Origin of the sequence: Tenacibaculum sp. TC6 (assembly GCF_050606265.1) — a bacterium.
Classification (GTDB): Bacteria; Bacteroidota; Bacteroidia; order Flavobacteriales; family Flavobacteriaceae; genus Polaribacter.
In genome coordinates, this window is the sequence record NZ_JBOCUK010000002.1 from 26,413 (window position 1) to 41,048 (window position 14,636).

16 protein-coding genes are annotated in these 14,636 nt (G+C 32.8%); 14 read left to right on the forward strand and 2 right to left on the reverse strand.

The window, feature by feature from the left end; genetic code table 11:
• The first annotated feature begins 105 nt into the window (after positions 1–105).
• The 8 genes from ACQY1Q_RS01660 to ACQY1Q_RS01695 all read left to right on the forward strand — a co-directional run bounded on the left by ACQY1Q_RS01660 (position 106) and on the right by ACQY1Q_RS01695 (position 8,255).
• Complete coding sequence (locus ACQY1Q_RS01660) at positions 106–1,476, forward strand: trypsin-like peptidase domain-containing protein (RefSeq protein ID WP_431003543.1); 1,371 nt, start codon at positions 106–108, stop codon at positions 1,474–1,476.
• A gap of 130 nt (positions 1,477–1,606) precedes the next feature.
• Positions 1,607–3,049 carry a glyceraldehyde-3-phosphate dehydrogenase gene (locus ACQY1Q_RS01665; protein WP_431003544.1) on the forward strand — a complete coding sequence of 481 codons (1,443 nt, stop codon included), beginning with the start codon at positions 1,607–1,609 and terminating at the stop codon, positions 3,047–3,049.
• 96 nt (positions 3,050–3,145) lie between these two features.
• Positions 3,146–3,520: a lipocalin family protein gene (locus tag ACQY1Q_RS01670; RefSeq protein ID WP_431003545.1), complete on the forward strand. Its 375-nt coding sequence runs from the start codon at positions 3,146–3,148 to the stop codon at positions 3,518–3,520.
• A 263-nt stretch (positions 3,521–3,783) separates the two neighbouring features.
• On the forward strand, positions 3,784–4,311 hold the full coding sequence (locus ACQY1Q_RS01675; RefSeq protein ID WP_431003546.1) for a DinB family protein: 528 nt from the start codon (positions 3,784–3,786) through the stop codon (positions 4,309–4,311).
• A gap of 28 nt (positions 4,312–4,339) precedes the next feature.
• Positions 4,340–6,340, forward strand: coding sequence for an NAD-dependent DNA ligase LigA (ligA, locus tag ACQY1Q_RS01680; RefSeq protein WP_431003713.1), 2,001 nt, complete (start codon positions 4,340–4,342; stop codon positions 6,338–6,340).
• A gap of 39 nt (positions 6,341–6,379) precedes the next feature.
• Entirely contained in the window at positions 6,380–7,066 is a 687-nt protein-coding gene (locus tag ACQY1Q_RS01685) for a lysoplasmalogenase (protein WP_431003547.1), read from the forward strand.
• Positions 7,039–7,758, forward strand: a complete 720-nt coding sequence (locus ACQY1Q_RS01690; RefSeq protein ID WP_431003548.1) for a helix-turn-helix transcriptional regulator — start codon at positions 7,039–7,041, stop codon at positions 7,756–7,758. The genes ACQY1Q_RS01685 and ACQY1Q_RS01690 overlap by 28 nt, the downstream gene beginning before the upstream one ends.
• A gap of 38 nt (positions 7,759–7,796) precedes the next feature.
• Entirely contained in the window at positions 7,797–8,255 is a 459-nt protein-coding gene (locus ACQY1Q_RS01695; RefSeq protein WP_431003549.1) for a GyrI-like domain-containing protein, read from the forward strand.
• Between the two features lie 77 nt (positions 8,256–8,332).
• On the opposite strand, the gene ACQY1Q_RS01700 is transcribed toward ACQY1Q_RS01695, so the two are convergent.
• On the reverse strand, positions 8,333–8,713 hold the full coding sequence (locus tag ACQY1Q_RS01700) for a DoxX family membrane protein (RefSeq protein WP_431003550.1): 381 nt from the start codon (positions 8,711–8,713) through the stop codon (positions 8,333–8,335).
• A 122-nt stretch (positions 8,714–8,835) separates the two neighbouring features.
• On the opposite strand from ACQY1Q_RS01700, the gene ACQY1Q_RS01705 reads away from it, so the two are divergent.
• Genes ACQY1Q_RS01705 through dapA form a run of 3 tightly spaced genes read left to right on the forward strand, consistent with a single transcriptional unit; the run spans position 8,836 to position 11,320 of the window.
• Positions 8,836–9,909, forward strand: coding sequence for an esterase-like activity of phytase family protein (locus ACQY1Q_RS01705; protein WP_431003551.1), 1,074 nt, complete (start codon positions 8,836–8,838; stop codon positions 9,907–9,909).
• A gap of 23 nt (positions 9,910–9,932) precedes the next feature.
• Complete coding sequence (locus tag ACQY1Q_RS01710) at positions 9,933–10,445, forward strand: DUF6913 domain-containing protein (protein ID WP_431003552.1); 513 nt, start codon at positions 9,933–9,935, stop codon at positions 10,443–10,445.
• The gene (gene dapA / locus ACQY1Q_RS01715; RefSeq protein WP_431003553.1) at positions 10,445–11,320 is read left to right on the forward strand and encodes a 4-hydroxy-tetrahydrodipicolinate synthase; all 876 of its coding nucleotides are present in this window, start codon (positions 10,445–10,447) and stop codon (positions 11,318–11,320) included. The genes ACQY1Q_RS01710 and dapA overlap by 1 nt, the downstream gene beginning before the upstream one ends.
• A gap of 249 nt (positions 11,321–11,569) precedes the next feature.
• On the opposite strand, the gene ACQY1Q_RS01720 is transcribed toward dapA, so the two are convergent.
• Positions 11,570–12,601 carry a S66 family peptidase gene (locus tag ACQY1Q_RS01720; protein WP_431003554.1) on the reverse strand — a complete coding sequence of 344 codons (1,032 nt, stop codon included), beginning with the start codon at positions 12,599–12,601 and terminating at the stop codon, positions 11,570–11,572.
• Between the two features lie 256 nt (positions 12,602–12,857).
• Between ACQY1Q_RS01720 and ACQY1Q_RS01725 the strand changes: the two genes are divergently transcribed.
• From ACQY1Q_RS01725 to ACQY1Q_RS01735, 3 genes are all read left to right on the forward strand, one after another.
• Positions 12,858–13,370, forward strand: coding sequence for a ferritin (locus tag ACQY1Q_RS01725; protein ID WP_431003555.1), 513 nt, complete (start codon positions 12,858–12,860; stop codon positions 13,368–13,370).
• A 120-nt stretch (positions 13,371–13,490) separates the two neighbouring features.
• Complete coding sequence (locus ACQY1Q_RS01730; protein WP_431003556.1) at positions 13,491–14,312, forward strand: outer membrane protein assembly factor BamD; 822 nt, start codon at positions 13,491–13,493, stop codon at positions 14,310–14,312.
• Between the two features lie 3 nt (positions 14,313–14,315).
• Positions 14,316–14,636, forward strand: coding sequence for a DNA-directed RNA polymerase subunit omega (locus ACQY1Q_RS01735; RefSeq protein WP_431003557.1), 321 nt, complete (start codon positions 14,316–14,318; stop codon positions 14,634–14,636).

Below are 14,636 nucleotides of genomic sequence, written 5' to 3' on the forward strand. Positions count from 1 at the left end.
AGCTCGGAGTGTTAAATGGCGGTTAAAAATCGTTAAAACGAAGTTAAACAGATTTTGTTAAAATGTTAAAATTGTATATTTGAGTACTTAAATTATTGTAAGCATATGAAGAAAATTTTAGGAATTTTAGGTGTAGCGTTTTTAGGTGGCGCAGTGTCGCTTACAGGCTACAAGATGTTATTAGAACAACCACAAACGGTCATCCAACACCAAGAGCCGGCTTTGCAAACAGTGAAAGCTAATTACACCTCACCAATTTTAAACACGTCTTCTGTTCCTACAGATTTTACAGAGGCAGCTGAAAGTACAGTGCATGCAGTTGTACACGTTAAAAACACAGCAGTAAGAACACAGCAAGATCCTGTGAGCTTTTTCTTTGGAGGTAATGGAACCAGAAAGTTTGAACAAGTAGGTACGGGAAGTGGTGTTATTATTTCTCCGGATGGATATATTGTAACCAATAACCACGTAATTGACGGGGCTACAGATATTGAAGTAACCTTAAATAATAAGAAAAAACTAAAAGCTACTTTAGTAGGAGCAGATTCAGAAAGAGACATTGCGTTGTTAAAAATTGAAACAGATGTTGATTTACCTAACATTCCTTTTGGAAACTCAGACAATGTAAAAGTTGGTGAATGGGTGTTAGCTGTTGGAAATCCGTATAATTTAACATCAACAGTAACTGCCGGAATTGTGAGTGCTAAAGGAAGAGACTTAGAAGGAAACAGAAATATAGAGTCGTTTATTCAAACTGATGCAGCGGTTAATCCCGGAAATAGTGGAGGCGCTTTGGTAAATACTCGAGGAGAATTAATAGGAATTAACACAGCCATTACTTCAAGAACCGGATCATTTATCGGATATTCGTTTGCAGTTCCGTCTAACATTGCTAAAAAAATCATTGATGACTTGTTAGAATATGGTACGGTGCAAGAAGCAATTTTAGGAATAAATATTGATCAGGGAGAAAAAGATATTGAGGGAGTTAAAATTGGCTCAGTAGATAAAGATAGCGATGCCGTAAAAGCAGGTTTAAAAGAGGGAGATATTATAACCAAAGTAAATAATATAAAAATTACTAAGTTTTCAGATTTAAAAGGTCAGTTAACAGCAAAAAGACCGGGAGAATATGTTGATGTAACCGTAAACAGAGACGGAACGGATTTAACAAAAACGGTAAAGCTTAGTAAGAAGAGTACTTTTTACTCAACTACGTTAGGTACCAATTTTAAAGATATTACGGATAAAGACAAAAAAATGTATAATATTGAAGGTGGTGCCAAGATTGTATCTACAGTTAATAGAATTTTTTTAGAATACAATTTAGATAAAGGGTATATCTTAACTAAGATTAATGGAAAATCAATAAGCTCAGCAAGTGAAGCAACAAGTGTTTTAGATGGAAGTCAGTCAGGAAGATTTTTATTAGAAATGATTAACCCTAAAGGAGAAATAGAAAGGTTCAGATATTAAAAATAGAATGAATTTAGTTTGTAATCTCACCAAATTTTTTGGTGAGATTTTCTTTTATAAAAAGATTTACGAAATCGTTTGAAATATGTACTTTTGCACAAATTTTAAAAAATTTAGTTAACACACAACTATGTCAACAATAACAAATTACGAAAAAGAAGTAGCAAATCAAGCTCAAGTAAGAAGAGCTACTGTTGAATTTATCAATATTGTAAACGATTTATGGTATGATAAATCTATAGAATTAGTTTTATTTAGAAATCCATTAGTTGATAAAAGAGCTAGTGAAGTTTTAAATTTAATTAGCTATGCTAAAGAATTCGTAGCAAAACCAATTTCTATTCAAGATGCGTTAGAAATAGCTAAGGCAATTCAATCAATTGATTTACCGGCATCAAAATTAGATATAGGAAAATTAGCATATGAGTATCATTTATCTGACAATGCTAATTTAAATAAAGTAGATTTTGTAAAAAATCAATTAAAAGATGCTACTGAGGCTACTACTTTTCAACCTAAAGACGTAGTGTTATATGGTTTTGGACGTATTGGACGTTTATTAGCTCGTGAATTAAGCAGTAAAATGGGGAAAGGTTCTCAATTACGTTTAAGAGCTGTAGTTACCAGAGGAAAGATAGATCAATCTGTTTTAGAAAAAAGAGCTTCTTTATTAAGTATTGACTCAGTTCACGGAGATTTCTTAGGAACGGTGCAGGTAGATGTTGAAAACAATGCCTTAATCATTAACGGAACTACTGTTTATATGATTTCTGCTAACCAACCGGAAGAAATTGATTATACACAATACGGAATTAACGATGCTTTAGTAATTGATAACACCGGAGCTTTTAGAGATAAAGAAGCTTTAAGTCGTTTATTAGCGTCAAAAGGAGCTAGTAAAGTATTATTAACAGCACCGGGAAAAGGAATTCCAAATATTGTACACGGAGTTAACCATTTAGAAAACAATCCGGATGAGATTGATATTTTCTCAGCAGCATCATGTACAACCAACGCAATAACACCTGTATTAAAAGTATTAGAAGATAATTTTGGTATTAAAAAAGGACATATTGAAACTATTCATGCTTATACTAATGATCAAAATTTAGTAGATAACATGCATAACAAATACCGTAGAGGTAGAGCTGCTGCTTTAAACATGGTAATTACAGAAACCGGAGCAGGAAGTGCTGTGGCAAAAGCTTTACCGGTATTAGCAGGAAAATTAACATCTAATGCAATTAGAGTACCTGTACCAAACGGATCGTTAGCTATTTTAAATCTTCAGTTAAATTCAGAAACTACTGTTGAGGCTGTAAACGCTATTATGAAGCAATATGCTTTAGAAGGTGATTTAGTTGAGCAAATTCAATATTCATTAAATAATGAATTAGTTTCTTCTGATATTGTAGGAACTACTGCACCATCAATTTTTGATAGCAAAGCTACCATAGCTGATGGAAACACTGTGGTTTTATATGTGTGGTATGATAACGAATACGGATATTCACACCAAGTAATGCGTTTAGCTAAACACATAGCAAAAGTTCGTCGTTACACTTATTATTAATAGACAATTAATTTAATAGTATAAAAAGCTGAAGCCGTAAAATGTTTCGGCTTTTTTTTATATATTTGAGATATAACCCCAAAAATCCCCCAAAATATGAGAAAAGCAATTATGTTTATAGTGTTCTTCTTAAGTGTATCTACAGTAGTGTTAGCTCAAGAAAGCAAAGAAGAGACTTGTTTAACTTCCGGAAAATGGCGTATAGAATCCCTAAAGATAGGTGATGAAAAAGAAGATTTTTCTGATTGTTTAAACAGTTGGTTGGTTTTTAAAGAAGATGGAAGCTACCAGCTGATGATACGAAAAAATGAAAAAATAGGTCACTGGGAATTAGAATCAAATAAAAACATTTTAAAGTTTGAAAACGAAGGAGCTATTGATGGTTTTAAGATACTTAAATTAACCAACAAAGAATTACTGTTTTCAACAATTGAAGATGATATTGTTTATACAATGACTTTAAAGAAGTAACAAATACACTTCCAATAAACAAAACCGAGGCTTAGGCTTCGGTTTTTTGTTTATAACCAATTACAGGAAGAGAAAAATGTCTAAAAGTTTTCCTTAAATTAGCAAAAAATACACAATCAAAACAACCGTTTTTCAAGGTAGCTTTGAAAAATATAAGTATAAGTTTTACAGTGAATTAAAAAGTTTTAATTTTTAGAATAATACCATTTATGAGAAGTATAAGAGCTCTTTTATGTTTTATAACGTTAGTAACCCTACACCGTATGAATGCCCAACAATTGCCGTATTATGAAATTCCGGAATCACCAAAAGAATATACAGCAGGTACTGTAGCCGGTAGAATGATTGATGGTTTAGGATTCCGTTATTACTGGGCTACTGAAGGGTTAACAGAAGAAAATTTACAATATGCTCCAGGAGACAAAACCAGAAGCATTAGAGAAACGTTAGATCATATTTTAGGGTTGTCTGTTATGACTTTAAGTGCTTTGGAAGGAAAAGAAGTTGTATTTCCTTCTGTAAAAGAACTTTCTTTTGAAGCTTTAAGAAAGCAAACGTTAGAAAACTTAAAAAAATCAAGTGATATACTAAAAGAATCAAAAGATATATCAATGTTTACCATGAAGATGAGAAGAGGAAATCAGGTAGCTGAATACCCTTTTTGGAATCAGTTAAACGGTCCTATCGGAGATGCTTTATGGCATGTAGGGCAAGTAGTTTCTTTTAGGCGATCAGCAGGAAACCCATTACCTAAAGGTGTGAGCTTATTAACAGGAACCGTTAAAAAATAAATAGAGAAAACAAGTTGTATTGCAGATAATGACAGTTAAAGAGAAAATTGAACAGCTAAGAAAGGAATTACATCAACATAATTATAGTTATTACGTATTAGATAACGCTACTATTTCCGATTACGAGTTTGATATAAAACTAAAAGAATTAGAGCAGTTAGAAGATGAAAACCCGGAGTTTTTCGATCCTAATTCACCAACACAAAGAGTAGGAGGAGATATTACCAAAAACTTTGAAACGGTTACACATAAAAACAGAATGTACTCTTTAGATAATTCATATTCTAAAGAAGATTTATTGGATTGGGAAAAACGTTTGCAAAAGAACCTGGGAAGAACCGATATAGAATATACATGTGAGTTAAAATACGATGGAGCTTCAATTAACTTGACCTATGAAAACGGTCAGTTTGTTAGGGCGGTTACCAGAGGAGACGGATTTCAGGGAGATGATGTAACCACTAATGTAAGAACAATAAAGTCGATTCCGTTAGTACCTAATGGTGATTTTATTTCCGATTTTGAAATGAGGGGTGAAATTATTTTACCGCTCGACGGATTCAATGCTATGAATGAAGAAAGAATAGCTAATGGAGATGAACCCTATAGAAACCCTAGAAACACGGCAAGCGGAAGTTTAAAGCTACAAGATAGTGCAGAAGTAGCTAAACGCCCTTTAGACTGTTTATTATATCAAGTAGTAACCAACGAACGAAAATACGCTACCCACTATGAAAGTTTACAAGCTGCAAGAAAAGTAGGGTTTAAAGCACCTGATACTATTGTTTTAGCAAAATCGATACAAGAAGTTATTGACTTTATTAACGATTGGGATGTTAAACGACATGAGTTACCTTATGAAACCGACGGGGTGGTGGTAAAAGTAAACAACCTACAGCAACAAGAAGAGCTTGGGTATACCTCTAAATCACCACGTTGGGCAATAGCCTATAAATTTAAAGCAGAACAGGTAGCTACGGTTTTAAATGAAATTACCTATCAAGTAGGTCGAACCGGAGCCATTACTCCGGTAGCTAATTTAGAACCCGTTTATTTAGCCGGTACCGTGGTTAAAAGAGCTTCATTACACAATGCCGATCAAATTGAAAAATTAGATGTTAGAATCGGAGATACGGTTTTTGTTGAAAAAGGAGGTGAAATTATTCCTAAGATAATAAAAGTAGACCTTACTAAAAGGCCTTTAGATTCTATGCCAACAGTGTATGCAACTCATTGTCCGGAATGTCATACCGAATTAGTAAGAACCGAAGGCGATGCTAAACACTATTGCCCTAATGAATACGGATGCGCTCCGCAGATAACCGGAAGAATTCAGCATTTTATTAGCAGAAAAGCTATGGATATAGAAGGCTTAGGAGGTGAAACGGTTGATTTACTTAGAAAAGAAGGATTGATACAAAACTATGCAGATTTGTACGAGCTGAAGAAAGAGCAAATTGTACCATTAGAGCGTATGGCTGAGAAATCAGCTCAAAATATGATAGATGGCATAGAAAAATCAAAAGAAATACCTTTTGAAAAAGTATTATTTGCCTTAGGAATTCGATTTGTAGGAGAAACGGTAGCTAAAAAACTAGCCAAGCAATTTAAGTCGATAGATAACCTAATGAATGCCGATTTAGAAACTTTAGTTGCTGTTGATGAGATAGGAGAGAGAATAGCACAAAGTATTATTGACTTTTCGTCTAATGAAGGCAATAAAGAACTGATAAGAAGATTGCAGTCTTATGGTGTTCAGTTAGAAGTTTCTGCAAAAAGCATGGAAAATCAAACCGATAAATTAGCAGGAAAAGTTTTTGTTGTTTCGGGAGTTTTTCATCAAATGAGTAGAGATGAGCTTAAAAAAGCTATTGAAGACAATGCCGGAAAAGTAAGTAGTTCAATCTCTAAAAAAACCGATTTTATAGTTGCCGGAGATAATATGGGACCTAGTAAACTGGCAAAAGCAGAAGATTTAGGAATTCCTATTATTACAGAGCAAGATTTTATTGACATGATTAACGCCTAAATAATTGTTTTATTAACCATTAAGATTTCTTAAAAAGTGATGAGTAAGCAAACTAAAGTAACCTTTATTTCTATCTTGTTTTTACTGGTGGCAGCCGCAGATGTGTATGCTGTTATTTCGCAAACCAAAATTATAGAAATGATTTTTAAACCTTTACTAATGACCACGTTGGTGTTAGTCTATTTAGCAGCTGTTAAAAAACCGAATTTTTGGTTTGTAAGCGGTTTATTCTTCTCGTTTTGGGGTGATGTTTTTTTATTAGATAAAGAAAGCTTTTTTGTATTTGGCTTAGCGTCATTTTTATTAGCACATATTATTTATATAAAAATAACAATAGGCTTTTTAGAAAAAGATTTAACTATAAAAATGGTATCCTCTGCATTACCTTTTGTGTTCCTGTTTGCAGGTGTTTTGTATTTGATTTATGAAAATTTAGGAGACATGTTAGTACCGGTAATTGTATATGGAGTAACCATTGCAACGTTTGGAGCTACCGCCTTATTAAATTTCAGGCAAGAAAAATCAACGCCCAACTTATGGTTGTTGTTAGGTGCTATTTTATTTATAGCTTCTGATAGCCTAATTGCATTGAATAACTTTTACACCCCTAAACATTTCTTTGATATCGCTATTATTATATTGTATATTATTTCTCAATATTTTATCTGCAAAGCTATGATAGCTAAAAGTGACCTTACATGGAAAAGCCAAGAATTGCCAGGTTAACACAAATACTTACGCAGTTACAATCTAAAAGACTTCTTACAGCCAGAGAATTGGCAGAAAAATATAAAGTAAGTACCAGAACTATCTATCGTGATATACGAACTCTCGAAAGCTCGGGAGTTCCTATTGTCACAGAAGAAGGAAAAGGTTACTCCCTTATAGAAGGCTATCAATTACCGCCTGTTATGTTTTCTGAAGAAGAAGCTAATGCTTTAATTACTGCAGAACAGTTAATGCTAAAAAATAAAGATGCTTCTTTGGTAGAAAATTATAGCAATGCCATTACTAAAATTAAAGCTGTTTTACAATACTCGCAAAAAGATAAAGCAGATTTACTGTCACAACGAATTGTGTTCAGAGCTAACATGGAAGAAGAACAAACCAGTAGTTTTTTAACACAAATTCAATCTGCAATTACAAACTTTCATTTATTACAAATAGACTATTTATCGTTAGAACATAGGTTTACCCAAAGAACGGTAGAACCCTTTGCCTTATACAGTACTAATGAAAATTGGTTGTTAATAGCATATTGCAGGTTAAGGAATGAGTTTAGGGTTTTTAGGTTAGACTGTATGCAAAAAATAACCAATACATATACCGTATTTGAAGCTCATCAAATAACTTTACAAGAGTATTTTGAAATCTGTAGAGAAAAATATATGAGTACCCTTGACAAAGGGTTGTCATAGATCGTACCTAGTTTTGTACCAACTTTAAAAATTTACAAATGAAAGTAGTACAAAAAGACACCTTTTACGTGGTTGGCATCTCAGTAAGAACCACTAATGAAAACGGACAAGCAAAAGAAGATATTACGAACTTATGGAAAAGGTTTATGGCATTGGAAGTGCCTAAATTAATACCGAATGCAATAGACCCTGCTATTTGTGCAGTGTACACCCATTATGAATCAGATCATACTCAACCGTATGATACTATTTTAGGCTGTATAGTTTCAGACTTAAATACAATTCCGGAAGGTATGGTAGGCATTACCGTTGAAAAATCAACTTACAAGAAATTTGTAGCACAGGGAGATCTTACCAAAGATGCAGTCATTCATAAATGGGTAGAAATATGGAATATGGATTTAAACCGAACTTATACGGCAGATTTTGAGCTGTACGGAGAAAAAGCCAACGACCCTACCAATGGTGAAGTTGATATCTATATAGCCGTGGTATAAAAAATATAAACCATTGGTTTTAGTGGGGAAACTAAAATCAATGGTTTAAACAATTAAACAAACAATAATCAAAAATTCTATTTTATAAAAGGAATATCTTTTCTGTAATTATAAAGAAGTAATACACCTATAAGTAACGTACCAACAGCCATCATAAATAAAGTACCACCATCATTGTTGTGTACAATACCAATTTTGGTAAGATGACTCATAATAGCTCCGCCCATTAATCCTACAGTTAACAAAGCACCCAACCATGTTTTTTTAGGAACAAATAATAAAACAGCAGCAATAAGCTCCATAATACCTGTGCCAATTCTCATTAAGGCTTCATGTTCTCCTGCTACTTTAGTAAATAAATCAATACTTTCCTGTGCTCCGGAAAACTTAAAATAAAGTGTTTGTAGCATAATAACTGCGGCAATTAGCTTTAGTACAAGTACTATTTTAGTATTCATAATTTTGAGTCTTTATGTTTTAGACGGTGAAAATTTTAAACCTTACGAAGATAAATGGTATTTTTGTGTATAGTAAAAGCAAATACCGTTTTTACGATTCTCTTAATATAAGTTTATTGTCAATGAAATACAGACTGTTACTATTGTTATTGCCTTTTTTAAGTTGTAAAAAGGAATCAATTCAATTAACGTTTTTAGATGAATATGTGGTTAAAGATTCTCTTGAATTTCAAGGAAATCTTATTGGCGGACTGTCAGGAATAGATCGGTATAAAGATACTTACTACTTGGTAGTAGATGATTCAGAAAACCCAAGAGTTGTTACTTGTACAATTGCGATAGAAAATGAAAAAATTAAAAACATTCGTTTTTTAAACACCATTTCTATTACGGATACGGTAAGTACATTTTATAAAGAACAGTTGTTAGATTTAGAATCGATTTTTGTAAACAGTGATGGTACCATTAACCTAACCAGTGAAGGCAATATAAAAGGAGGAAAAAAGCCTGCCGTTTTTATAACCGATGCAACAGGTGCTTTTTTAAGAGAAATAAAAGTACCGGATTATTTTAGCAACCTTGAAAAAGGAAAGCCAAGACATAACGGCGTTTTTGAAGGTTCTTGCAAAGGAATAGAAAACAAAGGTTTTTGGGTAGCAATGGAAGCCCCGTTAGAAATTGACGGAGACGAACCCACTTTACAAGAAACCCAATCACCGGTTAGAATTACCTATTTTGATCATGTTACAGAGCAAGCTACCAAACAATATGCTTACCAGTTAGAAAAGATAGATAAACAACCTAAAGGAAACATCAATTTGAATGGCGTTACCGCTATTTTAGAGTATGCCCCTAATGTATTTTTTGTGGTAGAACGTATTTATCAAAGTGATTACGGAAGTTACGGTAACACCATACGTATATTTAAAGCAACAGCCAATGAGCAAACAACCAATACACTTACTCTTGGAGGATTAAAAAATGAACCATACATTCCGTTAACCAAAGAATTAGTCTTTGATTTTTCATCAGTAAAAGACCAACTTACTGAGGGAATTATTGATAATATAGAAGGAATTACTTTCGGACCTATATTACCCAATGGCAATTCAACCTTATTAGTAGTGTCTGATGATAACTTTCAGAAGTACGGAAAACAACTGAATCAGTTTGTATTGTTAGCAATTGAAAAATAAATAACCTTAGTTTTAATACACAAATGATAGCTAATTTAAAGCAAAAGTCAATACAAAAAGAGTACGATAAACTGTTGCAAAAGCAGCCGGTAACCAATAATAAACAAGGAAAAGTAAAAAAGGTTGCTGTAGTGTTAGATAATGAAGCTTTGGTAAATGTAATTACCTCTAACATGCTAAACATATTTCCTTTTCAAAAACAAGACATCACCTTTTTAGTATATCGGGAGTTTTCTAAAAAACAAGAAACTACCCCTTTGTTTTTTACAGAAAAAGAAATCGAATACAAAGCAAGTTTGAAATCAGACAATTTGAAAAACTTTGTTAAAAACGACTATGATTTGCTTATAAATTATACAAAGACGTCAAATTTATACACTAATGTAATAACTTTGCAGTCACAAGCAAAACTTAAAGCTGGGTTTGTTGGTATTGATGACAGGTTGTTTGATATCGTAGTGGCTGATCCTACATTTAACGAAGCAATCTTAAATCAGGAATTAAAAAAATATTTAACGATTTTAAATAAAATATAATGCAAAAGTTTATGGGTATGGGGGTTGCTTTGGTAACTCCTTTTAATGAGGATTTAAGTGTAGATTTTGAGGCGCTAAGAAAATTAGTTACGTATAATATTGATAACGGAACCAACTATTTAGTTATCAATGGTACTACGGCAGAAAGTGCTACCATAACAAAAGAGGAAAAGAAAGAAATTATAAAAGTAATTGCTGAAACTAACCAAGGACGTTTACCATTAGTATTAGGAGTAGGAGGCAACAATACGCAGGTTATTATAGATGAATTACAAACACTAGATTTATCTGAAATAGATGCAATTTTATCAGTAGCTCCTTATTACAGTAAGCCTACACAAGAAGGTTTTTACCAACATTTTAAAGCAGTAGCGCAAGCAAGCCCTAAACCGGTAATTTTATACAATGTTCCGGGAAGAACAGCTAAAAATATGTTACCGGAAACTACCTTACGCTTAGCAAATGATTTTGACAATATAATAGGAGTTAAAGAAGCCGGAAATAACCAACAACAATACTATGAATTACTAAAAAATAAACCGGAAGGTTTTTTAGTAATTTCAGGAGACGATGATTTAGCGTTAGGTGTAGTATTAGCCGGAGGAGCAGGAGTAATCTCGGTAATAGGACAAGGATTTCCAAAAGACTTTTCAGATATGATTCGTTTAGGATTAGAAGGGAACAATACCGAAGCCTTTGCATTGCATTATAAATTAATGGATATCGTAAGTTATATTTTTGAAGAAAATAATCCGGCAGGTATTAAAGCCGTACTTAAAAAGTTAGGCATTACTTCAGATGCTGTACGTTTACCTTTAGTACCGGCAACAGTACAGTTACAACAAAAAATAGGAAGTTTTATAGATAATCTATAAAAGGGGCATATAGAAAAAAGGAGCTAAAAAGGCCGTAGTTTTATCATATACTACGGTCTTTTTTAGTTAAAATATACTGTCTTTTTTTAAAGGTAATAACCTCTGGTAAAAAAGATGCTTACCTTTTTTATGCAAAGTGCATAAAAAATGCTTTTGTCTATAGATTTCTATTACAAAAGCATTGAGTAAAATAATGATGTTATGCTACCTAAAACATAGGTTAGGGAAGCTTTTTTAAAAATTTACAAACTATAAAGTAGCCTTTTCTATAATAGAAAAAGTATTGTTATCAGCATCAATTTCAGCCATAACCCCATACGGCAGAGTAAAAGTAGGACAGGTATGGCCAAAGTCCATTCCGGCAATTATAGGTAACGATGTTAATCCTTCTTCCTCTCTAATAACTTGCAATAAAATAGCATCATATTCTTTCCAATACAAGTTGTCATAAGGACGAGCAACGATTAAACCCTTAATAGATTTAAATATTCCCGAAGCGGCGTAGTTACGAAGTATCCATTTAAAATTAGTAGGAGACGTTTTAACTTCGGAAGTCTCTAAAAACATAATTTTGTTAGTCCAATCAACGGGAGCTACCCAAAAATCAGTTCCTTTTAAAAACTCAAGAACTTCTAAACAACCGCCTAACAATTCACCCTTATGAATACCATTGCCTTGTAAAAAGCGCCAAGTACCTGATTTTTCTAGTTTTCTTTTAATAGATTGGTTGTTAGGGTTGTTCCATTCCAAACGTTCAGAAGTCCACCCGTCACTATTAGGCTTAATTTGCCCAATAAGGTCAGAAGAAAAAAGAGTTCGATGAATATCATTTATTTGATACGGAAGCATACCGCCATTTTCAGCAAACCCCACTAAGGTTGATGTACCATAAAAAGAAGTTACCCCCGCTTTATAAAAGCAAAAGTGAGTAATGGTAGAATCAGAAAACCCGATAAAAATTTTAGGATTGTTTCGTATCACAGACAAGTCTATATACGGCAAAGTTCGAATGCTGTCTTCACCACCAATATTTGAAATAATAGCTTTTATAGAAGAATCTTCAAGAGCTTCCATTAAATCATCTGCACGTGCCTCAGGATTTTGATAAATCCAACTCGAAGGTTGTAAAGCATTTCGGGTTTCAACTACTTCTAAACCAAAGGTATCTTGTAATTGTTTTTTTCCTGCCATATATCTGTGAGAGATATCTCCGGCGCCTCCCCAAGAAAGAGATATGGTAGCTACTTTATCTCCTGGCTGTAATTTTGTTGGTTTTATCATAGTTGAAAATCAAAAATAGTCATAACGGTTGTGCGTATATTGGTAAACCTAGCGCTCAATTTTTGTCAGTTTTTCTAATCATAGCAGTTTACATTCTGTAAATGAAACCACTTTTCTTTTTATACCAATACAACAAGCACAAATATAGATACATTTTTAATTGACAACATACTTTTTATAACAGTTGAGTATAGTATTTACTTTTCATCTAAGCATTTTTTTAGCATCTTTGCATTTTAAAAATAATCACCCATTTATGTTACCAAAAAAAATAGAAGAAGCGCTAAATAAACAAATCAGAATAGAAGCAGAGTCCTCTCAAATTTACCTGTCAATGGCTTGTTGGGCAGAAGTACAAGGATTTGAAGGAGTAGCTCAGTTTATGTATGCACATTCAGATGAAGAGAGAATGCACATGCTTAAATTGGTAAAATTTATAAATGAGCGCGGAGGACATGCACGTATATCTGACCTAACAGCACCTCCAACAGAATTTGGTTCATTTAAAGATATGTTTCAAACGTTGTTTGATCATGAAGTAATGGTGTCACAATCAATTAACGATTTAGTACATATTACCTTAGAAGAAAGAGATTATGCAACTCATAACTTTTTACAATGGTATGTATCTGAGCAAATAGAAGAAGAAGCCTTAGCTAGAACAATTTTAGACAAGATTAACTTAATAGGAGATGATAAAGGCGGATTGTATTTGTTTGATAATGATGTAAAACAATTAGTAGGAAAAGCAGCAGAAAAACCACAATAACATTAACAAACATTTAGTAGTTCTTTGTAGTTTTTATAACAGATTTTATGGTTTATTGCACTAAAAAACAGGTTTAAAAAATCTTTTTAATAATCCATAATTAATCCTTAATTTTGCCAGATGCAAAAAAATAAAAAATTAGCGTATATATTAGTAATGCTTTTGATGTTTATTTCATGTAGTGAATATCAAAAAGTATTAAACAAAGGTACCGTAGAAGACCAGTACAAAATGGCCGTAAAAATGTATGAATCTCAAAAATACAGTAAAGCCTTACGTTTATTTGAAAAAATAACCCCTTCTTATAGAGGTAAACCTCAAATGGAACGTATTCAGTTTATGGTTTCACAAGCTAATTTTAATGTTAAAAACTACAGTTTAGCAGGGTATTATTTTGATAGATTTGCTAAGAACTACCCAAAAAGCTCTAAAGTAGAAGAAGCAGCATTTTTATCTGCATTAAGTTACTATAAAGCAGCACCAAGATTTAGTTTAGATCCTACAGATACCAATAAAGCCTTAGAAGCTTTTCAAGGATTTATTGATAAGTTTCCGGATTCTGATAGATTAGCAGAAGCTAACAAATACTACGGAGAACTTAGATATAAGTTAGAAAAGAAAGCATTTGAAATAGCAAAAACATATTATAGAACTGCCGATTATGATCCTAGAAATTACAAAGCAGCCATTGTTGCTTTTGATAATTTATTATCAGATTATTTAGGAACAAGCTTTAAAGAAGAAGCCTTGTACTACCGATTAAAAGCAGCGCATGATTTTGCTATGAAAAGTACCTTTAGAAGAAAAGGGGAAAGAATTGAAGAAGCTATAAAAGCTTACGAGAAGTTACAACGAAATTTCCCGCAATCTAAATACAAGGAAGATTCTGATAAAATGTTATCAGCATTACAAAAGGAACAAGAACAATTAGTTAAAAGTTAAAAAATGGATTATAAAGAAACGAAAGCACCTGTAAGTACTGTTACTTATGATAAAGCAGCTATCGAAACTCCAACAGAGAACATCTACGAAGCTATCTCAATTATAGCTAAAAGAGCTACTCAAATTAATTCTGATTTAAAGAAAGAGTTAGTAGATAAGTTAGATGAATTTGCTACTTATAATGACAGTTTAGAGGAAGTTTTTGAAAACAAAGAGCAAATAGAAGTTTCTAAATTCTATGAACGTTTACCTAAGCCACATGCTATTGCAGTAGAAGAGTGGTTAGAAGGAAAAGTATATTTCAGAACACCAGACGCGGAATAA